The organism is Acidilobus saccharovorans 345-15, from assembly GCF_000144915.1.
Classification (GTDB): Archaea; Thermoproteota; Thermoprotei_A; order Sulfolobales; family Acidilobaceae; genus Acidilobus; species Acidilobus saccharovorans.
This window is the reverse complement of sequence record NC_014374.1, coordinates 1,134,990-1,161,525: the sequence shown is the minus strand read 5'-3', so window position 1 is coordinate 1,161,525 and position 26,536 is coordinate 1,134,990. Positions and strand designations below refer to the sequence as shown.

The window sequence follows — 26,536 nt, the reverse complement described above, 5'->3', positions numbered from 1 at the left end:
CTCTCCGCGTTTACTTAAAACGTCAAGAAAGTCCGTGATGTATTATTTTTATACGCCTTTGTACGCCTGTTTCCTGGCCACCTAAAAGAAAGGTGGGATTTTGACCAAGAGGATAGTAATAGCTGGAGGAGGCATTGGTGGTTACGTCGCCGCAAAGAGGATTGTTGACGGCATTAAGCAGAGCGGCGCTGATGCAGAAGTCACCGTTATAAATAAGGACCCATATCACTTTATGCCACCACTCTTCTTCGATGTGGCGCTCGGCTACGCTACTTCTGACGATACAAGGGCGCCTATACAGAACATGGAAAAGTATGGAATTAAGGCTGCTGTAGATGAAATACAGTCCATAGACGCCGCTAATAGGACCGTCGTGGGCGCTAGAGGCAAGTACCAGTACGACTATCTAGTGGTAGCCTTAGGCATAGATTACGGGTGGAGTGCCTACCCAGGCTTAGACAAGGATGGCGTTCACAACTACGACCTTGATGGTGCCATTAAGATGAAGGAGGCCCTGAACCAAGTTAAAGACGGCCAGAACATAACTATATTGATACCAGAGCTGCCATTCAGGTGTGGCATCTATCCATACGAGGCTGCCACCGCGCTTTCAGCCTTCTTTAGGGCAAGAAACAAGAAGGTCAGCATAAGGCTAATAGATCCGATGCCAGCTCCCATAGCGCCGCTGGGACCCTCCATATCTAGGTTCCTTGCTGACCAGCTGGAGCAGTACGGAGTGGAATATGTGCCTAACTCGAAGCTCAGGGAGGTGGACCCGAGCAAGAAGGAAGTAATAACTGCCAGCGGCGAGTTCAAGTATGACCTGCTTGTTAAAGTGCCCCCGCCTAGGCTCCCAAAGGCCCTTGCCAACAGCGGCGAGGACTTCGTCTTTAAGCAGGACCCAAGGTGGGCCCCTGCCCTGCCTAACGCAAGGCATCCCAAGTATGACGACATTTATATGGTCAGCGAGCACTCGCTGCCCCCCATGGGCATAGGGCTGGCCGGCGTCTTTGTAGAGTCAGTGGCGATAACCGCCGCAACCAATATAGTCAGCGACCTCATTGGAGGCTTCGGACCATCGTTTGTCCCAAGCCCAGTGTCGTGCGTTGGCTACGCCGGCGACAAGGGCTGGGCTGGCACCTGCGAGCTGCCATTCGACCCCAACAAGGGAACGTACGCCTTCAAGTGCTACTTCACCGGCGTCTACTCGATTGGAAGGCTGCTCAAGCAGTCCTTCTACCACGGCTGGATAGACGGGCTTAAGTTCTGAGGAGGTGAGAGGATATGGCAGAGGCCAAGAAGCAGGAGACCCCTGCAGAGTCCGTCCCGCCTGAGGTTCAGGCCCAAGCCCTTGCCGAGCTCCTCGACGCCATAGTAAATCTGAAGAGGAGCGGCCTGCTGGGCATGATCTCCTACCTCGCGGACAAGGCGGAGGACTCGTTCCTCTCGGCAGCCACCGACCCAGCCCTGATGAGGCTCATGGCCCTACTGGCCTCAGTAAGCAACGGCATAACCAAGGTTGACGCCATGGACCTGGCAAACGCCCAGAACACCCTGACAGACCTGACGTCATGTACCATAGAGTCCCTGGCGAAGCTCGACCTAAGTCATCCAAGGAAGGTCGGCCTCCTAGGCTTGATGAGCGCGCTGAGCGACCCAGACATATCCCAGGGCCTTGGGATACTGCTAGATATAGCAAAACAGCTAGGTGCCTGCGCAAGAAGTAAAGGTCAATCTAAATCGTAGACGCTCATAGCAAGCTGTAACCCCAACCAGAGCTTTTTGATAAGCTAGGATGCCATGTTGACAACCATTTTCTTAATAGCATGGTAATTATTAGCGCGGATGACGTTAGATAGGACTCTTATGATGTCCTCACGCCCTAAGTTTAACAACAGCGACCACTATCTAAGAGTAATACTTTTATATATTGAGCTTCGTAATATTAGCGGTGAACGCAGTGCCGAGAAATTTAAGGGTGATCCTCATAGCAATCATGTTTTTCTTAGCGATGTCGACGCTGATGATGGTCAGCGGCGGCCAGCTTAATGCCTCTGCACAGAGCCTAAAGCCTACTTTTACAGCTATAAGTTACTGGGGTCTTAACTCTTCACAGCCTCTTCAGGCATCCCCTGGAAGCTCGTTCCTGCCGCTCACCGTCATGATCTACTACCTGGGTCCGGTGGAGCTGTTTAACGTCACTGCCTACGTGAAGTACTCTTACCCATTAACTTTGGTGAAGGGCGAGCCTGCCCCTGAGGCATTTGTGCCGCTGCTTGAACCTGGGGGCAGCCTGAGGCTGGTGTCCCTCTACAACGTCTCAAGTAATGCCACGCCGGGGGTTTACAATGTAACCGTTAACCTGACTTACTACGTTGAGGAACGGCTGCCTACGGGCGAAACAGTGACTGTGAAGGGGACGAGCTCGCTTCCTGTTGAGGTGGCAATAACTGGGTACTCGAAGGTTGTAGTGGTGAGCTACAGCACCTACCCAGAGGTCCTCTACGCCGGCGAAAGCGCTGCTGTCCTCAAGATATATCTTGAAAATGAGGGCAATAGCTTGGCCTCCAACGTAACGGTTAAAGTGGAGCCTCAGAGCCCCCTGAGCATGCTGTACCCTAACATGTCAACAATAAAGCTGGGCTACCTGCCGCCAGGCCACATAGTTAACCTTAGCGTGCCGCTGGCTATAGCTAACGTTACACAGGTAACAAGTTACCCCTTCGGCTACTTTAGTGCACCAAAGCCTCTCAACACCACAGTTTACATTAATGTAACTTACTCCGGGGGATACTACCTAGTGCCAATAAGCCTATATCTAAGACCTTCGGCATACTTTGCAGCCATAAATGCATACCACAGCCCAATATCCGTTGGCGCCTCAAACGCCTATGTAACTGTGGAGCTGGCCAACGTAGGTTATGGTAAGGCTGAGTACGTCACCGCAACACTGCTGCCCAACCCTATCTTCACGCCATACGTGCCCTCCAGCGAGAACCCCCTGTTGGCAGTTGACTTCATGAATGAAAGCGTTGGAGATCTCAGCAGTGGCGAGGCCCAAAACGTTACATTCGTCATCTCCGTGAGCTCTGGTATAAGGCCTGGGACTTATTACTTGCCGTTGATGATAACCTGGTATCAGCCTCCAACTATGCAGGTGATGCATCAAATTATACTGGTCCCGGTAAAGGTTGGCGCTGGCTTCCAGCTTAGCATGTCGTCGCTTAGCGGCTCGTCTAACACTATACTATATGTAATAGCAGCTGTCGTAATCATAATATTGGTGGCCATGGCTGTGGTGGGCGCAAGAAGAAGGTGATGCCGCTTAATGGAAAGGGCCTCTAGAAGCCCCTATGTCATACTGGCTGACCTGACGCTAGTAACTATGCTAACGATGTACGTTGAAGCCATGGTCATACCGTCATTGCCTCACATTCAGTCAGCGCTTGCAGCAACCAATGAGGAGGCCGCGTGGGTCGTCTCAGCGTACCTGGTGGTTGGCGCTGCGGTGGCGCCCCTCTTTGGAAAGATGGGCGACGTTTATGGCAAGAAGAAGCTCTACATGATTGCCTTGTCTTTCTACTCTATAGCAGTTCTCACCGCTGGCTTCGCGCCTAACATATTCGCGCTCATAGCCGCCAGAGCCGTTCAGGGATTCGGCTTCACGCTGTTCCCGCTGGGGCTTTCCATAATAACCGACACGTTCCCGCGTCGCTTAGTTGCCGTGGCGCAGGGAATACTGAGCGCTATGGTTGCCATAGGCATGACCATAGGCATGATAGCAGGCGCCTACATAGAGGAGTACCTGGGGTGGCGTGCCATGTTTCACATAGCTTTTGGGCTTTCAATAGTGATGCTCATGGCTTCATTGATAGTGTTGGAGTCCTACCCCCCTGTAAGCCATGAACGCATAGACTATGTCAGCACGGTGCTCCTTTCCTTGGGCACAGCGCTAATCCTTCTGTACCTAACCGAGGCTCCCTACAGAGGATGGACTACGATAGCCCAGCTGCCGCTTTTAATTACGGGAGCAGCGCTTTACTTCAGCTTCTTTATATATGAGACCAGGTCTACAAGGACGTTGATAAGGCTTGACCTACTTAGACAGAGAAATGTGATGGTAGCTAACATAGCAGGCCTCATATCAGGCGTTGCCATGTTTATGCTTTACCTTGGAGTTATATACTTCGCGGAGGAGTCTCCGCCTTATGGTCTGGGCCTTTCGGTCATCGATGCTGCCATGTCCTTGCTCCCAGCGACGCTCGCAATGATAGTCATTTCTCCCCTTGTTGGCCACGCCACCTCAACGCTGGGACCCAAGCCGGTCCTCATATATGGCTCACTGGTCTCAACAGTTGGTTTCATGCTCTTCGTTATAAACAGGTCAGGGCCCCTTCAGCTTGCCATAGACTCCTTCGTGACGGGGGTAGGCATAGTGTCCATAATGGTGCCCATAGTTAACATGATAGCTGTCTCAGTGCCCGCTGACAGCGTGACTGTGAGCCTAGGGTTCAACACCATGGTTAGGTTCCTGGGCTCTTCAGTTGGCCCTGTCCTAGCTGCTACGCTATTGACAACCTACAGGGCTTACCTGCCCTTCGAGTTCTCTGGAAGGCTTTTCATGTTTTCAGAGGGCAGCAGCACTGCCTTTAACTACATCTTCTATATTGGAGCTTTAGCGTCACTTGCTACACTAGTGGTTTCACTCTTCACTAAGAACTATGTCCTCAGACAGAAGCGTCACGTTACAGCTTTTTAGAGCTTAGCCTGCAACGGCCATCTTGGTCATTCCATGTTAATTAAATTTTTGAGATGTAGGTATTCTCAATTGCGTCGTGGCCATAATAACGGTATGAGTGGCGACTTTAGCATTTACATTGTTCTGATGCAATTTATAGAAGTTGTAATGTAAAGCTTTAGCTATCTTTCTAAGAGACGGGGGCGCCTCGAGGCAAAGGACCTCTGAGGTCATCGAAAGAGAGAGGCTCTCTAAGGTTTCAAGGTTTCACGCTACCGTGCAGCTGATAGTCGCTGAGAAGCTAAGGGAGCTGGGGTTTGACGTGTCAATCGAACACCAGATAGACGATGTCCATATTGCTGATGTTTATGCTCAGGGCTATGATAGAAGTCTAATTGTAGAGGTTGAGACCGGCTACCTGCCTCCCATATTCATTGACAGAGCAGAAGAATACATGGAAGCCAAGATAGCAGTGAAGGCTCTTAAATACTCCTGCGCGGCCGACGAATTCTACGTGGCAACCCCCTCTTATTTGAGGCTCCCCATACCCCGAGCGCTCTTAACTGGCGCGACTAATTTAAACGAGCTTAAGGTACTTGGCTCCAAGGTAAGGGATTTCTTCGGCGATAAGTGGGAAGCCTTGCTACTAAATAAAGGTTCCGACTGCAAGATCTCAGGAGCCATGTATGTTAACATATCAAAGAGAGACATTTACATTGTAAAATTCTAATGGCCAAACTAACATGTGGACCTCATGCTATGACGTGCGCGTAACGGAAGAAACTCCATCTGCGAGGTCCTAATTAACTTCGGCCCTTGAACCTATCCCTTTCAGCTCTTGGGGCCTGTCTGGCTCATACCGTGCTCCTGCTCAGGCGTTATCATAAATACTATCTTGTTTATCATAAGTTCCACTACCTTCTTGATACCCCTCTGTCCCGGCACGTAATGAGACCTGACTATGCCTGCCTCCTCAAGCTTCCTTATCTGGCTGCTCACGTTGGCCTTGCTTTGGTTTATAAGCGTGGCTATGTCCTCAAGGTCTGTAGGCCCTTTCTGGAGTATGGCCAGAATTTTTGCCCTGCTCTCGCTTGCCAGTGCAGATGAGACCTTTGCTATTGCGCGTGAGCCAACAACGTAAAGGGTACCATCTCTCGGATAAATTCCCTCTTTTGTTGGTATGCTCTCCTCCATATGCCCCCTCACCTTTTCTTTAGCAGTCATATGTTACTATATTTGTACTGAGTTAATATTTTTTTGTATTCAAGCTTAGTATGTGCGGTACACATACTTAAACAGGCTTCATGCATACATATAAAACCTCATCATGAGGTAGTAAAGAACATCCTTGTAACCTTATGATAAAAGCTCTACTTAATAAAATCCAAATTAAAAGGACGTAGGGGTTTAAAAAGCCCATGTGCTTAAGCTTTTTCGCCTCCCAATTAAAGCTGAGGCGGTGCTCCCAACGCTGACATTAAACGATAGAATACGGGCTATTGATGATGTCTCACGCGAGCTACTCATATCCATCTATAGGATGCACAGGAAGTTTTCGTTTGTACCGATTAGCGTTATAGAGGCCGTATCCAAGGTACCTCACGAGTTGACTGTCAAGGCCCTTTCCGGGTTAACGGACTCGGGCCTCCTGAGATCAAAAATAGTGTCTGGGGAGCACGCCTATCAGCTCACCTTCGCTGGCCTTGACGTCCTCTCAGTAGTTAGACTTATCAGAAGGGGCGTTATTGAAAGAGTTGGCGATAAAGTAGGTGTCGGCAAGGAAAGCGATGTGTACTTGGCCTGGACCCCTTCGGGCAGCCCTGTCTCGCTGAAGTTCCACAAGGAGGGGGCCAGATCTTTCAGAACGCTAGCCAAGAAAAGAAGCTATGGAAGGGTCCTCGAGAGAGCGCAATGGATAGACGTAGCTATAGAAAGCGCTGGGAGAGAGCTGAGAGCCCTAGTTATGGTAAGCAGGATGGGAGGCCTGGTGCCTAAACCTATAACCTCTGAGCTACACTGTGTTGTTACAGAATATTTAGATGGAACCGAACTTATATCGTATAGGGCTCTCAGCAGGGAGCAGGCTCTCAAGGTGCTCGATGACGTCATAAACACCGTCACTATAGCGTTCAAGGAAGTAGGCATTGTGCACGGCGATTTAAGCCCTTATAACATAATGGTTGTGCAGAAAAATGATGATATAAACGGTTACATAATAGACTGGCCTCAATACATAGATGCCTCAGACCCGCGAGCTAGGGAGGCCCTCATGGAGGATCTAAGAAGGCTTGCCTCATATTTTAATAAAAGCTTTGGCCTGGAACTTTCAGCTGAGGACCTAATCAGGAGAGTTGTGGGGAACGGCTGACATGTCCTCAGAGGGGGCACCCCAGGAACTTTACATGGGCGTAGACATAGAGTCCGGGAGCCCTCTCTCGTCTACCAATAGAGCTAAGTACTCGGTAGTTATCATAGACCAGTCCCTTAAGCTTATTGCAAAGCATCAGTCCGTGCCCCTAGCAACAATTATAAGGCTAGCGTGGGAATATAGGCCCAGATCCATAGCTTCAGATAATGTCATGGAGCTCTCCCTTGACGGTTCGACAGAGAGCATAGCCAGGCTTCTTTCCCTGCTGCCACCTGGCACTAAGCTCGTTCAGGCGACCGCCACTGAGGATGGCCTAGTTGACGTTCTGGAAGCTGCTAGGAGGGCTGGCATTGACGTCGCTTCCTCCAAGCTTTCGCCAATGAGGACGGCGTTCATAGTGGCTGCCGTAGTGGCTAAAGGAGGAGGCCAAAGTGTAGGCTTCAGCAGGGAGAAGACGTACATAGTAGTAAGCAGGGGACGAAACACTAAAAGTGGGGGATGGAGCCAGGCAAGATATCAGAGAAGGATAAGGGCCTCTGTCAAAATAGCGGCAGACAAAGTGAAGGAGGCCCTAGATAATGCCAACATAGACTATGACGTCTTCTACAAGACGAGCGAAGGAGGGCTTGATTCAGCCATATTCATTGTATACGCGCCTCGCGAGAAGCTGATAGGAATAGTCAGGCCGCACCGCGGCATAGATTATTCCATAAGGATAGAGACCAAATACGAAGGCGAGCTTGTTTTTGGCGGCGCGACGTCGAAGCCGTCAAGGCCCCTTATAGTTGGCGTCGACGCTGGCATGACTACAGGCCTTGCCGTGCTTGACCTTGAAGGCAGGGTACTGCACCTGGGCAGCTATAAAGAGCTTGACAGAGGTAAGATAGTCAGCATAGTCTCAAGCCTTGGAAAGCCCGTTATTGTGACTACAGATGTCGCAGACCCGCCTGAGCTCATTAGAAAGCTCGCCGCCCAGTTAGGCGCTCAGCTTTACCTGCCTAATTATAACATGTCCGTGGCTGAGAAGGAGTACCTCGCTTCAAGAGCCACCGCGAATTCAGAGCTTAAACCAAAGACCCCACATGAAAGGGATTCCCTTGCAGCAGCATATAGGGCGTTCATAGAATATCACAACAAGCTCTCACAGGTGGAGGCCTACGCTTCAAAGCTAGAGTTTGACATAGATATAGATGAGCTTAAAGCCGATGTGGTGAAGGGGGCCACCCTGGCTGAGGCTGTAGAGAAACAGATAGCAAAGCTTTTAGGCAATATTGATGAGAAATACGAAAGCATGAACGTTATTAATAGGCAACAAGTGCAACAGCCATGCGCAGATAGTTCAAAGGTTGAACTCCTCGAAGCTCAGAAGATGTCGCTCGAGAAGCAGCTTGAAGACCTGCGCCAGAGGCTGTTCTATGAGGAAAGGGAGCTCTATCTTGCCAAGAAGCAGCTCAAAGCCGAACTACTTAAGGATGATGAGATAAGGGCTCTCAAGGGAAGGGTCTCAGAGCTTGAATCCTCGCTTGCTAAGCTTCAGGGAGAGCAGGAACACCTTCAAGAGGAAATTCAGAGCCTCAGAAGGGTACTCGTTGATGTGGCCTCGGGAAGACTGGTTGTCGCCCGGAGAGTAAGTGAGCTGAGAAGCTCGCAGCTCAAAAGGTCTGAGGAGCAACTCGGCCCCATAAGCGCTAACGAAGTAGTTATAGTAGACAATGTTACAGCATTTGACAGTAACGCAGTAGAGTACCTTTCTAAAGCTGGAGTGAAGGCCATACTTGTCAACGATGCTGACTCGCCGCTGGCTAACGCGGCCAAGAATCGCAGAATAGCCCCCCTCAGAGTTAACGAATACGCTATAATACAGGTAGCAGGGCTATACTTCGTTAGCTCTAAAGTAATAAGTGATGCCATGGAATTCATAGCAAAACTCAAGTCCCAGGAAAGCTCTGACGCCGCTCTGTTAAGCCTGCTTAACGAGTACAGAGCCATGAGAGGCAAAGGCTCCACGCCTTAAAGATCTTAGTTGCGGATATGCGGCCCTAATAGAACTCCGTGCGGGCTGGCAAAGAAAATGAACGCGCTAACTCTAATAGAGCTGTACCTCCCCCTTAAGGAACCTGTCCGAGAGCGTTAGCAGTCTGGACATGTACTCGTCGATGAGGCTGGCGATTTCTTGCCTGGAGTCAGAGGTGAGCTGAGCGCCCTTGTCCGGTATTACAGACACGTCGGCTATTAGCGGGTCGTCTATGGGCCTCCCTATCTGTCCGAGGAGCCTTACATAGACCTCCCTTATGTTGGGCACCTTAGCGTATATCAGCTGTGCGATCTCCATAGCTGCCACATTGTAAATCTTGCCTACGTGGGTTACAGGGTTCTTGCCAGCCGCTGCCTCGAGGCTCATAGGTCTCATGGGAGTTATCAGCCCGTTAACTCTGTTGCCTCTTCCTGTGGCTCCGTCGTCCCCATGCTCAGCGCTGGTTCCCGTGACTGTAAGGTAGAAGACCTCCTCTTCAGGTATATCGCCGCTGTTTATGTAAACCTTCACGTCATAGCCCGGTGCCAGCTTGCTTGCTAGATTAAGCACGGCGTCCTTTATCTCCTCCTTCACGCTCATGTACTCTTCCGGACCATTCACAAAACGGCTGACTATGGCATCAGCTACTGTCAGCTCTATGCTCTTGCCCCTCCTGAGACCCATTACTTTGACGTCCTCGCCTGAGGCTGGAACCCTTGACTTGAACTCCTTGCTGTTGAGCAATCTCTCGGTCTCAAAGACCAGCCTCTCAAGCGTGCTGAGGGGCGCGAAGCCCGCTCCGAAGCTGGTATCGTTCGCCCTGTAAGATGCGGTTCTCGACTCGAATATTCCCCTGAGGTCCGCGCTGCCTTTCCCTACCTTATAATCAACCACTACATGGACCTCGGGGTCAAGGAACCTGAGATTTCTTGATATCCAGTCCTTCACTGCCTTTATTATAATCCTTCCCACTGGAACCTCCTCTATTCCCGACGAAGTTCTGACCTCCGTCGTGGCTCTTCCGGACACTATGATGTATATAGGAGTTATAACATCACCTCCTCCCCACTTGGGTGAGGCCTGACCTCCTACCAGCAGCACCTTGTCCAGATTATGATGCATTATGGTGCCGAAGTGCTCCTTATAGTAAGCGCTAAGCTGCCTGCTGGCCTCTTCAGCCACAGCGTCACTTATATAATCGGGATGACCAAGGCCTTTCCTCTCAACTAGCTCTACTTCTGTGTCCTCTATGGGCTGTTGACTTAACTGCCTAACCACTATGTTCCTTGTCACTTATACGCTCACCTGCGGGGTTTCAGACCCCCCACAAATTTAAATTATACCCTAATTCAACGGGACGCTCAAGGAAGTTAACCTGATGTCGACATTTGTTCATGGGCCTAAATCTTTGTTTGCAGACCTTATCCTTCTCTTGACATCCTCAGGTAGCGCCAGATCCTCCTTACTGAAGTTGGCGGGCCCTAGTATTACAAGCCCTTCGCCATCCTTTATGTCAATATAATTAACCCTAAGATCGTGAGGGGTCTGCCTCATCTTTTCAACTAAGATGTACCTTTTAAGCTCCCCACCTACAACTTTCCTTCCAAACCTTATTATGCCATCGGCCACATGTTCAAGCCCCCACCCAAAGGCGCTGGACGTTGTTATAGCGTACTGGCTTGTCATGAGCACGGTAAAATCCCACCTGTAGAGGACCCTCTTTACGGCATAGCTGTACTTCCTCGCCATAGCAGGCTTGTCAAGCCAGAACGTGCTCATACTGTCAATTATCAGCCTTGATCTGCCATACCCCAGCTTCCTCTTAGCCTCTATTACTTTGTTTACAAGAGCCTCAACGTCAACCTCTTCCAGGGACCACTCGTCGTTCTGGGACTTAAGGAGGGCGTCAATTATTATAGCCTTGCCTTCGTCAACAGCCTTATCCAGATCCATGTTAAACATTTTGGCCTGCTTTATTATGCTTTCCCGGCTCTCCTCCGTGGTTACATAAATCACCTTGTCGTTATCCTTTATACCCTGCCATGCATAATGAAGCGCAAAAACGGTCTTCCCTGTGCCTGGCTCTCCAACAACTGCTACAAAGAAGCCCCTAGGTATACCGCCTGCCAACATCCTGTCTATACCAAGAACCCCTGTTGAAAGCCTCTCTATGTGCACGGTCATCCTCCGCGCTTCCTAGTACTTTGTAGGGCTCAAAGCTAATATTTTGACTTTAGGCCTAAGATCTCTTTCTTGCTTCTTGAAAACCTTCCTGCGTCAGCTGGACGCCGCCTCCCACTGCCTTAAGCTAGACCTAAGAAGCCTGACAGCCGTGGCCCTTAGGCTCTTGTCTATCAATATTATAACCCCATAATAAGCTGCAAGGTATGGCACGCCCATCTCCGCAAGAACATATATTGATTTCAAGAGACTCTTGCTGGGGGGTTCCAGCGGCTTAAAGAGGAGCGAAAACAGAACGGCTAAAGCCGCATAAGCTAGAAGTCTCCCAGCGTAACTTCTTATAACCGACTTCCCGTAGTCGGGGACAAATTTGGAGTAGTAAATTGCAACTGATATCATAAACCTGGCCATGTATATCAGGGACCATGCCGTTATCAGCACGGTCGCGGCCTCTCCTTTAAGCACAGCTAGCGCGGCTGTCAGCACAACAACATAAATTAGAGAGGGCACCGAAGCCATAATGTTAAGCCTCTCAAACTTGGGTAAGCTTTCCTCTCCAACCTCACTTATTGATCCCATAACAATGTTAGACAGTCCAGCGTTGACTATTTCAATGATGGCCGTTATCATAAAAATAGCTAAGGCCATGGAGGCCCACGAATACTTATAGTTAAACACGTAAATGATGTATAGAGGGTGAACAGCAGCATATATCAAGAGCGGAGCTGCGAGCATGGTAACCAAGAATGCCATTCTCAGGCCGCCGGCCACATCACTAGTTGTAAGTACGTATGCATGAAGATACCTTAGTCCGGTGTTTGACGACTCTCTCACCAAAGTGGCCACTGCAGCCGCTATGAAGAAGGCTGCAACCACGTTGGGGCCCGCAAGTGGATATGCTATTGTTGCATCTAATGATGCCACAAACCCTGTGACGTAGGCTATTATCAGAGGCCTTGAGGTCCTAGCCCATTCATTTAAAGTGTTCCAAGGTGATTCAAGGGCCTCCCTTCCCAGAGCCTCGTAAAGCCACCTGAACCCAAGAGCCGTAGCTATCGATATCGATATTGATGTGGCTATAAAGACTTGAAGAAGCGAGGGAACCTCAACGTAGAGGGCCAAAATTATCAGCAACGAGTAAAGCAATCTATAGATCAGCAGGAGGAGGCCCAGCCTGAGGGGCCTCACCGCATCCATCATGGTAGTTATACCGCCCATCACAGATTGCATCATTACAGCGACTCCGGCAGCCACAGCTACTAGAAAGCCCACCTTTGCCTCTACATACTCTAACGCGAAGCCCAGAACTATGCCCATGAGGCCGCTCAGAAGAGAGAGCGCAAGTCCTGCCGCAAAGGACCCCCTTCTCCTGGTAACCAGGTACCTATACATCCAAACTCCAAAGAGGCCTATAGGTATCGTTGCATAGGTTATTATTCTCTTCGTCGCATATTGATATGCGGCGTAGTCTACGTCGCTTAACCTTCTGGCCAGCAGTATGCTTACAGCGATATTTAGAACAAGGGCTGCGCCATAAAGTACTATCCTTCCAAATATCAGCCTTGTTGGAGTGCGGCTCAAGGCGTTAAAGCACCGTCATTGGAGCAGCTTAAGCTCCTTAAGCTGAGATATAACGTAAGACCTTATTTCGTCAAGTGATGGCAGATCGCGCACGAGCTTTCCATTGTCTAAGTACTTAACCAGCAGGGGAGCCGCCCTCCTGCTATCATCGCATGTAGGGGGCTCTGCACTCCACGGTACCACGTGGTGTTTCAATGCGCCGCAGGAGTAAACCATCTTAGCCCCTGGCATCTTGCCCCTCTTCGAAATAGGCTCCCATCCGTTACCCCTGTCAACCTCAACGATATCCATACTAAGGTCGACGCTCTTAGGCATGGCTACGCTTGTTCCTACTCCAAAGCCGTCTGCCACGTCGCGGAGTCCCGTTATCTCTTGCTCATCAAGCCCCCCACTGACAATAACCTTAACATTGTCGTAGCCGTGCAGCCTAAGCGTCCACTTGACCTCCTCTACAATGTCATGCATGTTACCCCTCCTGCTGGAGGGCGTGTCTAGCCTTACGCCCCACAGCTTTTCCTTAAGCAGCTCGGCCGCCGTGAGGGCCTCCATTCTCTCGTCATCAAAGGTGTCTGCCAGCGCCACTATGTTTATCTTATCGCCGTAAAGCTCTGCAAAGAGCTGCCACGCCTTCTTCTGGTCCCCCACAGTTATTATTAAGGCGTGAGGCATGGTGCCCTGGGGCGTGAGCCCTAGGTACTTCTCTGAGAGTATGCCGCTCACCGAATCTGCCCCGCCTATGAAGGCGGCCCTGTCGGCAGCCGGAAACACCGCAGGGTGTAAGGCTCTTAACCCAAAGAACAGGTATAGCTTGTCGCCGGCCGCAACGCGTATTCTGGCTGACTTAGTAGCTATGCTGCTCTCAAATCTTAGAACCCCAAGGACTGGCGCCTCAAAGGGGGCAAAGGCCTCATATGGAGCCTCTATGAGCATAAGCGGCGTCTTTCTCCTGAAAACTGTTCCCTCGGGAACGGAGTAAACAGTGAAAGGCTTGCCCTTAAGTATTGCTAGAGCCTCCTCCAACCCCGCGTAAACCGCCCAGTCACCCTCAGGAGGGTTGCTATACAAGTGAACCTCCATTCTGACCTTCACATCGCTCAGGTTAGCGAATCTTAGGACTTCCTGAGTGCGCTTGAAATATATGTCGCTTGCCTCACCGCTTGTTATCTCCTCCTTGGTGGCAACAAATATGCTTGGCTCCCTGGGCACTACGCTTCGCCCCCTCATTTAGATCATGTTAGCGATTTTAAAGTTCCCTAGGACAATGCTTAAGGAATCTTTGACCAGCTCAAAACTTAATCGCCATAATCCATTAAAATAGCAAGGCCAAGGCTAGCTACTGCGCGTTTTAACAAAAGCTTATCTAGGTCAGTTCTCCTAATGAAGAAAATAGAGGCGAGCAAAATGAAGGTTAGGGCTGTTGAAGCGAGAAAGATAAAAGGCAAGAAAGAGGTTGACGGTAAAGTCTATGAGTACGAGTACTACACACTGCCCCTGAACCTTTACATTAAGAAGTACGTTATTGAGAGGTGGGGCAGGGATTTTGTTGTAGAAGTTGATGAGGATACCGGAGTAGTGTGCATTAAGCCTAAGCAGATAGGTGACCTCCTAGGCCTTGCCAAGTGCCCTGCCATACCTCTCAGGGGAGGAAGCTGAGTTCATGGCCTGATTATTAAAGAATATCATTAGTAAAGATGTCGTTAGAAGAACTTTTGTGCCAAGGCTCTGGCAGCTAAGAGACCCTGGCATCACGTTGGCTTGCGCCTGTATTAAGGCATAAGCGATCCAGGACAGCTATTATTGTGATTGCTCAATGAGTCTCCTCTTCTGACAGAACGCGCCACATCACAGCACCAGTGTTGCGTAATAGGGGCTTCCCCGTGAAGCACCTTGTTATAAAATATTAATATTAACCATCGTAGCAGTAGAGCGCTGAAGGTGAACTAGTTGCCGCTGTTCGGGACAGCTGGAGCCAGGGGGCCGTTCCCAGAGAAGGTGAATCCTAGGCTCATATACGACATCTCGCTGACCGCCGCTAAAATAATAGCCGGCTCTAAGGGAAGCGCTGTGGTTGGCCATGACTCAAGACTGACGAGCCCTTTGCTCTCGCTGGCTGCCGCCTCAGGCTTTATGGCTGGGGGGCTTGATACCATCCTTATAGGCATAGCGCCATTACCAGTAATAGCCCATGAGGTCAAGCGCTCCCGATCCTCCCTTGGCGCGTCAATATCTGCTAGCCATAATCCTCCCATTGATAACGGTATAAAGCTGCTGAAAAAGGATGGCATGGAGCTCTTTAGGAGTGAGGAGGAGTCCATTGAAAATAACCTTGGATCCGTTCACGAGATCTCTTGGGACAAGGTAGGATCCTTTACCATGGAAACCTACGCCGTCGATTCGTACATAAACGATGCCTTAGAATTTATAGATGCTAATAGCTGGAAAAGGCTTGAGAAGCCCAAGGTGCTAGTCGACTGCGCCAACGGGGCTGCAAGCATAGTGACCCCAAAGCTGTTGAGGGAAGCTGGCATTGAAAAGATTGTAAGCATAAACTGTAACCTGGATGGGACGTTTCCTGGCAGGCTTCCAGAGCCCAGGCCTGACGTGATGGCTTCTATCCAGCCAATGCTTGAAAGCTCAGGGGCCGAGATGCTGCTTGCCCATGATGGTGATGCTGACAGGCTGGCGCTGCTGGTGAGGGGGCTCGGCTTTGTCAAACAGGACCTCGTAATTGCCATGCTAGCCCGCCGTAAGTTAATGGATAAGAAGGGCGACATAGTCGTCTCAGTAGATGTTGGTTACGAGGTTCAGCAGGTGGTGGAAAAAATGGGAGGCAGAATCGTCAGGGCCCCGCTCGGGAGGTTGCACGAGTATATGACAAGCAACACCCTGATGGCCGCCGAACCTTGGAAGCTTATAGATCCGGCCTGGGGGCCCTGGCCTGATGGCATCTACCAGGCGCTCCTGATAGTTGACGAAACGATGAGAAGCGGCGCCTCAATAAATGAACTGGTGTTATCCCTGCCCTCATACCCTAGTGCGAGGCTCTCCTTTGTAGTGAGGGAGGAACGCGACAAAGATCTCCTATACACGGGCCTCTCGCACCACATAGAAGAGGCCATTGGAGCCAAGGTAGTTAACCTGCTCACGCTGGACGGCGTTAGAGTTGAGGGTGAGGACGGAAGCTGGATACTTGTTAGAAAAAGCGGCACTGAGAGCAAGGTAAGAGTTTATGCCCAGGCGACGAGGCCTGCAAGACTTAAAGAAATAGTTGACAAAATTAAATCCATAGCTTTAAGTTCAGCGCAAGAGCTTAACATAGGTTTAGCCAACATCGAGGAGGCAATAAGCATGATATAGCTGCTTTCACTTTTAAAGGGGCCCTGCTCAGCAGACGACTAGGTGCAAGCGTTGAACGGCGAAGAAAAGGAGGCTAACCCCTGGATTGACCTCTCAGAAAAGCTGGAGGAAAGGGCCCTTTACCTGGAGAAGGTATTGAAGGAGTTCATAATAGATGTCAGCTCCACAAACCTTGACTCGCTACTTAAGGAGAACAGGATAGTGTTCCTTTATTTTACAGCTGAGTGGTGCGGCCCCTGCATAAACTTTTATAAGACCTTCAAGGACGTGGCGACAGAGCTGCTGGTGCCCGGAGTCGCCTTCGGCAAAGTTGACGTGGACGCCGCTTATTCCGTTGCAGATAAGTACCAGGTAAGGCACATACCTTCAATACTAATAATAGCTGACGGCAAAGTAGTTGATACCATAGTAGGCCAGGTAGGTAAAGACGAGCTCAAGAGAAGGATGAGCACGTACGTTGGAAGAGCCTCCAAATAGTTCCTGAGGACTGGTCTTAACTGTCCCTGAAACGGGTCTCGCAAAGCCGCTGTCGCTGCGCGTTAGCCATCGATTTGAGAGATTGCCAACTATACTCCAACTATACCGATACTTAGGCTACATTAGGCGTGGCCCTACGGATACTTATACAGGCTTAAATAACTGACGTCCCCGTAAAATAATCTCAGGAGGTAACATAATTGGCTGTAACTGAAGTATCAAGAGCCCGCGTAGAGGGGCCGCCTACCCTGCCTGCCCCTGGCAGGCTTGTTAAGGAAGGTAATGAAGTATTTGTAGAAATAGCTGATAAGAGGATTCCGATAGGTGGGCCTCTCCCTGAGTTGAGGGAAGGTGAAAAGCATGTAAACTACACTACGAGCCTCTGCCCAGTCTGCATGAGGCTCCTGCCAGCAAGGGTCATAGAGAGGGGCGGCAAGATCTACATAAGGAAGGTCTGTCCAGAGCACGGCGAGTTTGAGGAGCTTTACTACGGAGATGCCAAGATCTACTACAAAATGATGAAGTACGAGGAGAGCGGCAAAGGAGCGGGCCATGTGAAGGCTTATGTTGCCCTTACGTCGCCATGCCCGTATAACTGTGGCCTGTGTTCAATGCACGAGAACCACTCAGCACTCGTAAACCTGGTAGTGACGAACAGGTGCAACCTGAGCTGCTACTACTGCTTTTTCTATGCAGAGAAGGCAGGTTATGTTTACGAGCCATCCATAGAGCTGCTGAGGTACCAGGTTAGGCAGATAAAGAAGCAGGGCTTCACCATGGCAATCCAGATAACTGGCGGCGAGCCAACCCTGAGGGAGGATTTACCAGAAATCATAAAGATGCTGAGGGAGGAGGGGGTAAGGCACATACAGCTTAACACAGCAGGAATTAAGTTCGCCGAGATGTACTTCAACGACCCAGAGGCGGCCATAAACTACGCGAGGACGCTCAGGGAGGCGGGCGTAAACACCGTCTACATGAGCTTTGACGGCGTAACCCCGAAGGCTAACCCCAAGAACCACTGGGAGGTGCCCTTCATATTTGAGGTCTTCAGGAAGTCAGGCATGACAAGCGTGGTCCTAGTCCCGACGCTTATCAAGAACGCCAACTTTAACGAGATGGGCCTCATACTTAAGTTTGCAGGCAAGCACATGGACATCGTAAGGGCCGTCAACTTCCAGCCCGTGAGCCTAAGCGGGCAGCTAAAGAGAAGCGAAAGGGAAAGGATGAGGGTAACCATAGCTGACGCCATAAATGGCATAGAGGAGCAGACCGACGGCCAGATACCCGCAGATACCTGGTACCCAATACCCGTGGCCGCCAAGTTTGCTAAGTTCGTAGAGGCATCAGTTGGCAGCGAGCAGTTCTGCATGGCCAATCACCCCATGTGCGGCGCCGCTAACTACGTCTTCGTTGAGAGAGGACCTGATGGCGTGCCAACCAAGTTCGTTCCGCTAGGGAACTTCTTCGACATAGAGGGCTTCATAGAGTTCCTTGATGAGGAGAGGTTTAACATAGAGGACTCGAAGTTCAAGAAGTTGGCGTTGCTTAAGGGAGTCATAGATCTCAGGAAGTTCACCGACAAGGAGAGGATGCCGAAGGAGCTCAGCTTCTCCAAGCTGCTTACTAGTGTCCTGATAAGGAGGAACTATGACGCCCTGGGAGAGCTGCACTACAGGATGCTGTTCATAGGCATGATGCACTTCATGGACCTCTACAACTACGATGTGGAGAGGGTCAGGAGGTGCAACATACACTACACCATGCCTGACGGCAGGGTGGTGCCCTTCTGCACTTTCAATGTGATGGAGAGCCTCTACAGGGACTATATACAGGCTAAGTACAAGAAGATGGACCTACAGGTAAACAAGATGGAGGGCTTCAACCCAGGAGAGAAGTACAACAGATCCAAATACATACTAAGGATAAAGAAGGACCCGCTCTACTATGAAACATATAAAGGCCTAATTTATTAAAACCTACCCAAAGGCCTCTCATGATAAAGTTTACTCTTTTGGCTACCTACGTTGGCGCGGCCGTCACGTGCTTCGTTTATTTATACCTGGCCTAGACCTCTTTCTCCCTTTTAATGACCTTGTACCTTAAGTGAACCCAGCCACCACATAGTACCTTGAGTTCCCTCAAGTAGAGGTCCTGAAGCAGGCTCCTCTCGCCATTAATTATACTTGTGCCAGAGCCGAACACTATAGGTGAAAGCGTGATCCAGAGCTCGTCTACAAGGCCCTCCTTCAGAAACCTGTAACTAGTAGTTCCTCCGCCCTCTATCATTAACCTTCTTACGCCCATTTCAAACAGGGCGCGCACAGCGGTTCTCAGATCAACCTCAGGCCCTACGCCAGCCCTTATTATTACTATGCCTCTCTCCTTATACTTAGCCAGCTCCTCACCATTGTGATCTTCCGTGGTTATTATAACGCCTTTTCCAGGAATCGAAAACATGTCAAGAGTGGGGGGCACCTTAAGTGATGCGTCCACCACGACCCTTAATGGGTTTTTACCAACGGCCTTCCTGACCGTCAGGGAAGGATTGTCCTTTATCGCCGTATTGGCGCCCACTAAAACTGCGTCTGACCATGCCCTTAGTTCATGTTGAATTTTGAAATCTTCGTCACAACTAAGCCTTGAAAAGCCTTCCTCTGTGGCTATACGCCCGTCAACGCTCATAGTTGAAAATATTATGGTATAGGGCCTCACCTGATCCCCTAACGGTTCATGTGCCCTAGCTTTTAATAAAATCGAAGGCCATATATGGTACGGGGTGAGCATTGAAATTCATTAACGAGACGCTGGATGTTAGAACCAGAGACAGGTTTGATGTAATAGACGTAACTGATAGGGTCAGGGAATTTCTTTATAGGAACAACGTAACAAACGGCCTTCTCATGATATCGGTGCCTCACACGACGGCAGCCGTCACTATAAATGAGGCCGAGACGGGACTCATGGATGATATACTTACCGCCGTAAAGAGGCTCTTTGAACCAGGAGGGCCATGGAAGCATAACCTAATAGATAACAACGCTCATGCGCACATAGCAGCCTCATTCATAGGCAACTCCAGGTGCCTCGCTGTAATAAATGGCAGCCCTAAGCTAGGTCGTTGGCAAAGGGTGCTCCTCGTCGAAATGGATGGCCCAAGGACGAGGCATCTAGAGCTGACGTTTATCGGGGAGTGACGCGACTAAAGAGCCTTCAGCTCAACCCGTGGTGGTCCTTCACCTAGAGTGATGATTGCGTATTTACCCATGCTCAGAGGCCCTGGATTTACTGAGAGCGTTGCATCGTTAAACTCTGCTCCCGGGGACTCATGCACATGACCGAAGAGGTGTATCTTCGGCTTCAGCTCCTTTACCAGAAGTCCTATCTCCGGCAGTCCTATATGAGCCCCTATATATGCCAGGTCCAGTACGCCCTTAGGTGGGTAATGAGTTACTAGCACGTCTATAGCCTCGCCCTCGCTTACTGTCCTCCTCAGCTTCATTATATCGCTCCTAAAGTCTATGCCTCCTACTCCCGCTATATTGAGGCCCTGCACCCTAACGAGCCTGCCGTCCACTAGAACGCCCCCTCTGTCCAAAGTTCTCCTTATGGAGGGGTCGTCCAGGTTACCAGTCACAGCCAGCGCCTTCCCTGGACAGCAGGACGCCAGGAGCTCGGCGGTCTCCACGCACTCGAAGTCCCCAGAGGCCACCAGGAGGTCAAACTTCTCAGAGGACAAAAAATTCTTAAAGATCTCATGGTTGCAATGTATGTCGGAGACATGAGCAATTATCATAGTACCACACCGTATCTGGCCAGGTACTGCCTTAGCCTAGCCATGGCCCTTAGCCTTTGCGCGTTCCCCAACGCTGACTCCTCTATGGCCCTTGCCAGGTACTCTATGGCTTCCTCGGCAACTTTCCTGTCAAATGGGTATGGAACCCCATCCTTGCCTCCAATTGCATAAGCGTAAGCGAAGGGGTCCATTGACAAAGTGACTGGGTCCCTCTCCGAGGTTGGCACAGAATATATTATATCAGCTATGAGGGCCAAGGCCCTCACCATGGTGGGCCCAAGGCCTTCCACGGTAGCTAAGTCTTCCTCGTTCTGAGGCGGGTTCCTATAGATTATGTCAAGTGATCTAAGCAGCTGCCTTGAGGGCACGACTGGCTTATAATAGGCCTTTGGTTCCGGTGCCTTGACTTCCCCCTCAATGTACCTTAGGAGGTTAGGCGCTCCCAGAGCAGCGTTGCTCTGGGCCAGTAGCCTTAGAAGTCTCTCTTTGCCCTCGGCAATTATATCAAGGTAAGCTTTCCTAGCGGCTCTGCTCTCCTTTGCAGTCGCGTTGAGCGTTATATTGCTGCGATATCCTGCGACGCCAGAGAAAGGCTCCTCTACAGAAGCCCTATCTATATGATACCGCCTTGCCATCCGTGTCCTTAAGTTCATACCCTGTTGAATTACAAGCTGAGGCCCCTTGCCTGTGAGCACCAGCGCATGCACGTATGTTTCATAGCCGTCCTGCAAGAACGTCGAGGCTGCGCGGGCGGCTACCTTACTAAACGTAAAGGCCTCCTCAGAGTTTACTCCCAGCAACCTCTCAGCCTTTTCAGCCTCTTCCTTCACCTGCAGCATCCTCTTGCCCTTACCGCCAAGTACTAGAAAACCCAGCTCGTTGGACCAACTGATCTCCTTAAGCAGCGTTACAACCACGGTTGTGCTCCCACTGCTATCCCAGTCCATTCCAATGACGTTGTTAAATGCCTGAAACCAGAAGGGGTCAGCCAAGGCTCTCACTAGACCATCAGGTCCTCTTTCATCAACGATAACCTTAACTATGTTCTCTGTAAGGGACTTCATAACCTTTAGCATCCAAGGGGGTACGTGCCCATCATGTAATGGAAGGTCGGCGGCGCCTGTCAACCGTTGGCCCCGTAAAAGGTTGTCCAGAGAACCTTAATTGTTTTGGACTTCGGATTAGTTTTGCGCCATATAATACAAAACCATGTAATACAAAACATAGCCGTCAGGCTCAATTTGCGCAGTCAGCAGTTTAGCTCAATGCCGTTGCGGCTAAGGGTTTCCAAGATCTTCGAACCGTTAGACAGCTTAGCTATTGCGTCTTTAGCTTCTTTACATGAAGAAGTAACTATGTCGGATACCTTAAAGCCAAGGGCTTCATAGTAGCGACCCTGAAGCATAGTTGAGACCAGGTCCCCCACCTTAGCCGCCTGGGCCTCAGGGGTCTTTCCTTCCGAGTATTCTATGGCAGAGGCTTTTATAAGGCTGCTGATCTCTAGGCCTTCTATGGCTCTCCTTTCGGCTGCCTCCTTTTCCTCCTTAATGTCTGCACTCCTTGATATATCGCCTATAACCGATTCGCCTATGTCATGAACTAACGCTATGAACGCCGCCTTAAAGGGGTCGAGGCCCGCTGAAGAGGCCACTTCCGCCGCTATGAGCGCTGAGGCGAACGAGTGCTGAGAGACGCTTTCAGCCAATGAAGATGGGACCCCCCTTAACATCCAGCCGGTCCTTGAGAGCGAGTTCAGGGCTACTATTACATCGGGCAGTCTCATCCTGGGTCACGCATATGTTCGTTGATCACGAATTTATTTTGAGTTAAGCCTGTGCGACTAGGCAAGTTTATCACTTAGAAACATATATGGCTGGCTTACCTGGCAGGGCGTTGCTTTTCCTCGGTGAGGTGCCCTCTTCCTCCTTCTCAATTCTTATTTCAATCCCCCCTAGCTCCCTTGAAAGGAAGTCCCTGGCCTCGGCCAGGGCTTTAAGCTCCACGTCCCTTGAGACCAGCAACTCTAGCACCTCTGGGCTTCTGAGCACGCTCTGCAACACTTTTGACAGCTCCTGGCGGGGCACGCCATAATCTTTCCCCATGACATCTTTAACGGCTTCCTTTAATGGTTTGCCAGCGTCCACTGCCCTCTTGAGGTCGCTGAGAACTGCGTACTTCCACTCCGTCGCCACGGTAACTGTGACGCTCTTGGCTGCACCTAGGAGGCCTACGATGTCCCTTATATCATTTAACAGAACCTCTACTATCCTCTCCGCTGTTTCAACGTCATCCCTTATCAGCCTCTCATCGTATTCAGGCCACTTTTCCGTGACGACAAATGTGGTGTGGCCTGTAACATGCCAAGCCTCCTCAGCTGTGTGAGGGGCGAATGGGGCCAGCATCAAGGTAACGTATTCGATGTACTTCTTCAGCAGGTCCCTGTTAGGCGTCCCAGCCCTCTTAAGGTACCACCTGAACTTGTTCTGCAGCTCGTAGAAGGCCAAAGTAAAGGCGGTCTTGAACTTCAGCTGCTCCATGCTCTCAGTTACCCTCTTAACGGTCGAGTTCAGCGTGCTCTCAAACCAGTCGTCTATAGCTAACCTCTCATCCCTGCCCTTCCCGTAGTTATCCTTGACGAAGTCAAGCCAATCAACTAGGTCTGAGAGCGCGGTGTCCACGTCACGCAAGGTGAAGTTAGCGTCATCCAGTCCGCCGTCCGCGCCAGCTAACACCTCTGCAATGCGCGTGGCGTCAGCCCCAGCCTCATTGAGCATTTGACGTAGTGTTATAAAATTCCCAGTTGACTTGCTCATCTTGGCGCCGTTTATCAGAACCCAGCCGTTTATTCCTATGCCGCGGGGCCAGAGGCTCTCATCAAATATTGCTGCATGATGGTACATGAAGAACAGCAGATGGTTCTGCATCAGGTCCTTGCCGCTTATCCTAAGGTCTACCGGGTACCAGTAGGTGAACTCCCTCCTCGCTGCCTCTATGAGCTCCAGGGGCAGCCCCGTGGACTTTGATACTTCCTCGGCTGATCCCTTGCCAAGGAATACGTAGTCGAAGAACTCAGGCTTAAGCTGTTCAGGGTTTACCTTGCCCTGCAGCAAATAGTCTATGGTGTAGTAGGCCATGTATATTGTAGAGTCGCTGAGGCTCTCTATGACCCAGTCCTTATCCCAAGGCAGCGGCGTGCCCAGCTCGTTCTGATGAGTGCACGCCCAGTCCTTGAGCCAGTCGACGAGCTGCATGAAGTCTGACTTAAGGTGCGGAGGGTAGATGTTCATGTTAGAGAGCAGCTTCTTAGTCCTCAGCTTCCACCCCTCGTCACTGTAGGTGAGGAACCACTGGTTCTCGACGAACTTAACGTGGGTCCTGGCGCCGCACCTGCAGTAGACCTTAGAGGGAAGGGTGTAGACCTTGATCGCGTGGCCTAGTTTAACGAGCTCGCTCTCTATGGCTGGCCTGGCCTCTATAACTTTAAGTCCCTCGTAGCTTCCCACCTCGCCTTTCATTACACCCATGTAGTACTCCCTTGAGTAGAGGTCCTTAGTTGCCTTCTCGAGAAGGTCCCTGTCCTCTTGGCTCTTAGCGCCAAGCTTAGATACTATGCTCTCTGCTGGTATCCCCTTAAGCCCAGGCGTCTCTATTATCTTCTTGACCCTTATTGAGCGAACTTCTGATGGGTCTATGCCATACTCTCTTAACGCGTCCTCGTTCATCTTCTTTAGGTCCATCAGTGCGACGTAGTCATAGGGGGCGTGTGCCGGAACGCTCATGACGAGTCCAGTGCCCTCGTCTGGCACGACAAATGTGGCCGGCAGGACAGGCACCACTGCGTTTGTCAAGGGCACTATGACTTTGACTCCTATGAGCTCGCGGGCGGAAACCCTACCTATAATCTTAACCTCGTGCCTCTGATCCGCCAGCTCCTCAGCCATATACTCGTTGAGTATAACTCTCCTTCCGTCGACCTCTGCCAGCGCATATTCAGAGGCAGGATTAACCCACAGGTTAGTCACGCCAAATATGGTCTCAGGCCTGTATGTTAGGGTGGCTAAGTAGGCGTCGCCGTCCACCTGCTTGAACAGCACTATGGTAGCCTCAACAGGACCTATGCCTACATACTCATCAGGCCTATCGTGGTCGCCTACGACTTTCTTCTCGTGGGGACACCAGACTACGGGGTGCTCCCCCTTCCTTATATAGCCCAGGTCTCGCAGCTTAAGGTACTGCCACTCGACGAACTTGCTGAAGTAAGGGTTAAGACTTGTAGTGAAGAACTCCCTCCTCCAATCTATGCTAAGACCATACCTCATGAGGTCCTTCTTCCACTCCTGAGTGAAGTACCTGACCCACGTTGCGGGGTCCTTAAACTGCGGTATCATGGATTCGGACACTCCCATGGACTTAAGCTCATTCAGTATCTTCGCGTCGCCTTCGCTGAGCCTGCGAGCGGCGGCTACTATTGGACCTCCCGTGGCATGCCAGCCCTGAGGAAAGAGGACGTTGTAGCCCCTCATCCTCTTATACCTTGCCGTTATGTCAACCCTGAGTATAGTGAACGCGCTGCCCAGGTGAGGTAAGCCATTCATGTACGGAAACGGAAATGTGACGAAGAACTTAGGCTTTGATGGATTGACATTAGCTTCATAGACCTTAGCTCTGCTCCACTCGGCCTGCCACTTATCCTCTATAGACTTTAATCTTTCAGCCGCTCTTACGTTTGTTATTAGCGTCAACCGCTCCACCTTCTCTGGGCATTACCTAAGACCCTAACTTAAAAGCTGTTGCCCGCTTGCGGCTTAAACCAGGCTATAACTCAAGAGAACCTTAAGGTTTTCAACGAGCTTAACACATATAATAAGCCCAGCTGTGACAGCCCCAGTGGTAGTAAGAGATGAGCGGGGAGGAGAGAGCTGAGATAGTAAGGCATGTGCAGGCCGAGGCAAAAGTAGGCAAGGCGCTTAAAAACATTGCCATGATAAGCCTTAAGCCTGACGACCTGGCGAGCCCCGCATCCTTCCAGATGGCTATATCAAGGCTTTACGAGTCCATAATGAAGATGATGGAGTCGGGAGGGCCTGAGCAGACCTACATAGCCGAGGTGAGGTTCACTGACGACCTGGGCAACCCAGTCAGTATCGCAATCGATTTAGGCAAGGAGACGCCGCCCTTCTCGTCACAGAAGGTTAAAGCTGAAATAACCATTAGGCTCTACGAGGAAGAATGATGAAGACCATGGCCCTTTAGATTAGTCCATAATATTAGCCCTGTCCACACCATATTCCTAAGATGAGGCCAGCTCCTCAAGCCACTTGTTTATAGCCGCAGCAAACGACACTAACACGGCTGCCCCCCTCTGCTCGTCGCTGAGCATTTTCTGCGGCGACACTAGCCAGCCCATACAGTCGGCGAAGAGCTCCAGGTCTCTTCTGTAGGCTTCCAGGCTTTCACCCTCCAAGGCCTTAGATGCAGCTACGAGGAGCGATGCTACAGCCCTATAGCCCATGCAGTCAACGACGTCGGCGGCACTGGAGAGGGGCTCGCCAGTGAGGTTAATTATTCCATCGACGTGATCCCTCAGGTTAACCTTAGCTATCAGCTCATCATAAAGAAGTGAGGCATAAACGGACAGCTGGGCCGCGGCGCTACCTCTAGTAGACCCCGCTATGAAGAGAAGCCTGGCGACCTCATCAGCTATCCCCTTTATATCCTCCAGATAAAGTTCCGCGGCAGCAGGCTGCGAGTTAGTCTCTACGTCGCTAGACATAGCACGCACCTCTGGAGAAAGAGTAAGGTAAAGGCCTCCCTTTTTGGAAGGAGGCTGATACACCAACCTTGACGCCTAATATACCCGTGGCCTCAGCTTAAAAGGCGCGTCCACTGGAAGTTAAGAACTTGCCTGGCTCTGGCCAATTTAACTTAAAGGTTACTGCTGTAGGCTCGTTCCAGCTTAAGGACCATGTGAGTTCCTACGAGAAGAAGTTTAAGCCCTCCACCTGCGCCTAAACAATAGGATGA

24 protein-coding genes are annotated in these 26,536 nt (G+C 50.6%); 13 read left to right on the top strand and 11 right to left on the bottom strand.

Going from position 1 to position 26,536, the window contains the following annotated elements; all coding sequences use genetic code 11:
- Positions 1–100: 100 nt before the first annotated feature.
- The 5 genes from ASAC_RS05920 (at position 101) to ASAC_RS05900 (ending at position 5,468) form a co-directional block, all read left to right on the top strand.
- Positions 101–1,270, top strand: a complete 1,170-nt coding sequence (locus tag ASAC_RS05920; protein WP_013267086.1) for an NAD(P)/FAD-dependent oxidoreductase — start codon at positions 101–103, stop codon at positions 1,268–1,270.
- Between the two features lie 14 nt (positions 1,271–1,284).
- Entirely contained in the window at positions 1,285–1,746 is a 462-nt protein-coding gene (locus tag ASAC_RS05915) for a helical membrane plugin domain-containing protein (protein ID WP_013267085.1), read from the top strand.
- A gap of 214 nt (positions 1,747–1,960) precedes the next feature.
- Positions 1,961–3,319 carry a COG1361 S-layer family protein gene (locus tag ASAC_RS05910; protein ID WP_148217184.1) on the top strand — a complete coding sequence of 453 codons (1,359 nt, stop codon included), beginning with the start codon at positions 1,961–1,963 and terminating at the stop codon, positions 3,317–3,319.
- Between the two features lie 9 nt (positions 3,320–3,328).
- A complete protein-coding gene (locus tag ASAC_RS05905; RefSeq protein ID WP_013267083.1) occupies positions 3,329–4,759 on the top strand; it encodes an MFS transporter in 1,431 nt (476 codons plus the stop codon).
- Positions 4,760–5,015: 256 nt separating this feature from the next.
- Positions 5,016–5,468: a hypothetical protein gene (locus ASAC_RS05900; protein ID WP_013267082.1), complete on the top strand. Its 453-nt coding sequence runs from the start codon at positions 5,016–5,018 to the stop codon at positions 5,466–5,468.
- A gap of 101 nt (positions 5,469–5,569) precedes the next feature.
- On the opposite strand, the gene ASAC_RS05895 is transcribed toward ASAC_RS05900, so the two are convergent.
- Positions 5,570–5,932 (bottom strand): ArsR/SmtB family transcription factor, encoded by a 363-nt coding sequence (locus tag ASAC_RS05895; RefSeq protein ID WP_013267081.1) that lies wholly within the window; start codon positions 5,930–5,932, stop codon positions 5,570–5,572.
- A 226-nt stretch (positions 5,933–6,158) separates the two neighbouring features.
- On the opposite strand from ASAC_RS05895, the gene ASAC_RS05890 reads away from it, so the two are divergent.
- Positions 6,159–7,106, top strand: coding sequence for an RIO1 family regulatory kinase/ATPase domain-containing protein (locus tag ASAC_RS05890; RefSeq protein ID WP_013267080.1), 948 nt, complete (start codon positions 6,159–6,161; stop codon positions 7,104–7,106).
- Between the two features lies 1 nt (position 7,107).
- On the top strand, positions 7,108–9,120 hold the full coding sequence (locus tag ASAC_RS05885; RefSeq protein WP_013267079.1) for a DUF460 domain-containing protein: 2,013 nt from the start codon (positions 7,108–7,110) through the stop codon (positions 9,118–9,120).
- A 72-nt stretch (positions 9,121–9,192) separates the two neighbouring features.
- On the opposite strand, the gene ASAC_RS05880 is transcribed toward ASAC_RS05885, so the two are convergent.
- The 4 genes from ASAC_RS05880 to ASAC_RS05865 all read right to left on the bottom strand — a co-directional run bounded on the left by ASAC_RS05880 (position 9,193) and on the right by ASAC_RS05865 (position 14,106).
- Positions 9,193–10,413, bottom strand: coding sequence for a methionine adenosyltransferase (locus tag ASAC_RS05880; RefSeq protein ID WP_013267078.1), 1,221 nt, complete (start codon positions 10,411–10,413; stop codon positions 9,193–9,195).
- A 99-nt stretch (positions 10,414–10,512) separates the two neighbouring features.
- On the bottom strand, positions 10,513–11,304 hold the full coding sequence (locus tag ASAC_RS05875) for a KaiC domain-containing protein (RefSeq protein WP_013267077.1): 792 nt from the start codon (positions 11,302–11,304) through the stop codon (positions 10,513–10,515).
- A 93-nt stretch (positions 11,305–11,397) separates the two neighbouring features.
- The gene (locus tag ASAC_RS05870; protein ID WP_013267076.1) at positions 11,398–12,882 is read right to left on the bottom strand and encodes a hypothetical protein; all 1,485 of its coding nucleotides are present in this window, start codon (positions 12,880–12,882) and stop codon (positions 11,398–11,400) included.
- A gap of 15 nt (positions 12,883–12,897) precedes the next feature.
- Complete coding sequence (locus ASAC_RS05865) at positions 12,898–14,106, bottom strand: nicotinate phosphoribosyltransferase (RefSeq protein ID WP_013267075.1); 1,209 nt, start codon at positions 14,104–14,106, stop codon at positions 12,898–12,900.
- A gap of 177 nt (positions 14,107–14,283) precedes the next feature.
- Here ASAC_RS05865 and ASAC_RS05860 point away from each other — a divergent pair, with 177 nt between their 5' ends.
- The 4 genes from ASAC_RS05860 to tes all read left to right on the top strand — a co-directional run bounded on the left by ASAC_RS05860 (position 14,284) and on the right by tes (position 18,692).
- Positions 14,284–14,535, top strand: a complete 252-nt coding sequence (locus tag ASAC_RS05860; RefSeq protein WP_048813020.1) for a hypothetical protein — start codon at positions 14,284–14,286, stop codon at positions 14,533–14,535.
- Between the two features lie 291 nt (positions 14,536–14,826).
- The gene (locus ASAC_RS05855; RefSeq protein ID WP_013267073.1) at positions 14,827–16,239 is read left to right on the top strand and encodes a phosphohexomutase domain-containing protein; all 1,413 of its coding nucleotides are present in this window, start codon (positions 14,827–14,829) and stop codon (positions 16,237–16,239) included.
- Between the two features lie 51 nt (positions 16,240–16,290).
- Entirely contained in the window at positions 16,291–16,716 is a 426-nt protein-coding gene (locus ASAC_RS05850; RefSeq protein ID WP_013267072.1) for a thioredoxin family protein, read from the top strand.
- A 200-nt stretch (positions 16,717–16,916) separates the two neighbouring features.
- On the top strand, positions 16,917–18,692 hold the full coding sequence (gene tes, locus ASAC_RS05845) for a tetraether lipid synthase Tes (RefSeq protein ID WP_013267071.1): 1,776 nt from the start codon (positions 16,917–16,919) through the stop codon (positions 18,690–18,692).
- A 91-nt stretch (positions 18,693–18,783) separates the two neighbouring features.
- Here tes and ASAC_RS05840 read toward each other — a convergent pair whose 3' ends face one another.
- A complete protein-coding gene (locus ASAC_RS05840; protein WP_013267070.1) occupies positions 18,784–19,431 on the bottom strand; it encodes a dihydrofolate reductase family protein in 648 nt (215 codons plus the stop codon).
- A gap of 71 nt (positions 19,432–19,502) precedes the next feature.
- Between ASAC_RS05840 and ASAC_RS05835 the strand changes: the two genes are divergently transcribed.
- The gene (locus ASAC_RS05835; RefSeq protein WP_013267069.1) at positions 19,503–19,913 is read left to right on the top strand and encodes a secondary thiamine-phosphate synthase enzyme YjbQ; all 411 of its coding nucleotides are present in this window, start codon (positions 19,503–19,505) and stop codon (positions 19,911–19,913) included.
- Between the two features lie 5 nt (positions 19,914–19,918).
- On the opposite strand, the gene ASAC_RS05830 is transcribed toward ASAC_RS05835, so the two are convergent.
- The 4 genes from ASAC_RS05830 to leuS all read right to left on the bottom strand — a co-directional run bounded on the left by ASAC_RS05830 (position 19,919) and on the right by leuS (position 25,263).
- The gene (locus ASAC_RS05830; RefSeq protein WP_013267068.1) at positions 19,919–20,512 is read right to left on the bottom strand and encodes a metallophosphoesterase family protein; all 594 of its coding nucleotides are present in this window, start codon (positions 20,510–20,512) and stop codon (positions 19,919–19,921) included.
- Positions 20,509–21,639, bottom strand: a complete 1,131-nt coding sequence (locus ASAC_RS05825) for a DUF763 domain-containing protein (protein WP_083774081.1) — start codon at positions 21,637–21,639, stop codon at positions 20,509–20,511. Before ASAC_RS05825 ends, ASAC_RS05830 begins: the two co-directional genes overlap by 4 nt.
- Positions 21,640–21,761: 122 nt before the next feature.
- On the bottom strand, positions 21,762–22,295 hold the full coding sequence (locus ASAC_RS05820) for an HD domain-containing protein (protein ID WP_013267066.1): 534 nt from the start codon (positions 22,293–22,295) through the stop codon (positions 21,762–21,764).
- A 70-nt stretch (positions 22,296–22,365) separates the two neighbouring features.
- Complete coding sequence (gene leuS / locus ASAC_RS05815; RefSeq protein ID WP_420805099.1) at positions 22,366–25,263, bottom strand: leucine--tRNA ligase; 2,898 nt, start codon at positions 25,261–25,263, stop codon at positions 22,366–22,368.
- A 149-nt stretch (positions 25,264–25,412) separates the two neighbouring features.
- On the opposite strand from leuS, the gene ASAC_RS05810 reads away from it, so the two are divergent.
- Positions 25,413–25,745 carry a hypothetical protein gene (locus tag ASAC_RS05810; RefSeq protein ID WP_013267064.1) on the top strand — a complete coding sequence of 111 codons (333 nt, stop codon included), beginning with the start codon at positions 25,413–25,415 and terminating at the stop codon, positions 25,743–25,745.
- 57 nt (positions 25,746–25,802) lie between these two features.
- Here ASAC_RS05810 and ASAC_RS05805 read toward each other — a convergent pair whose 3' ends face one another.
- Complete coding sequence (locus tag ASAC_RS05805; protein WP_013267063.1) at positions 25,803–26,285, bottom strand: hypothetical protein; 483 nt, start codon at positions 26,283–26,285, stop codon at positions 25,803–25,805.
- Positions 26,286–26,536 lie beyond the last annotated feature (251 nt).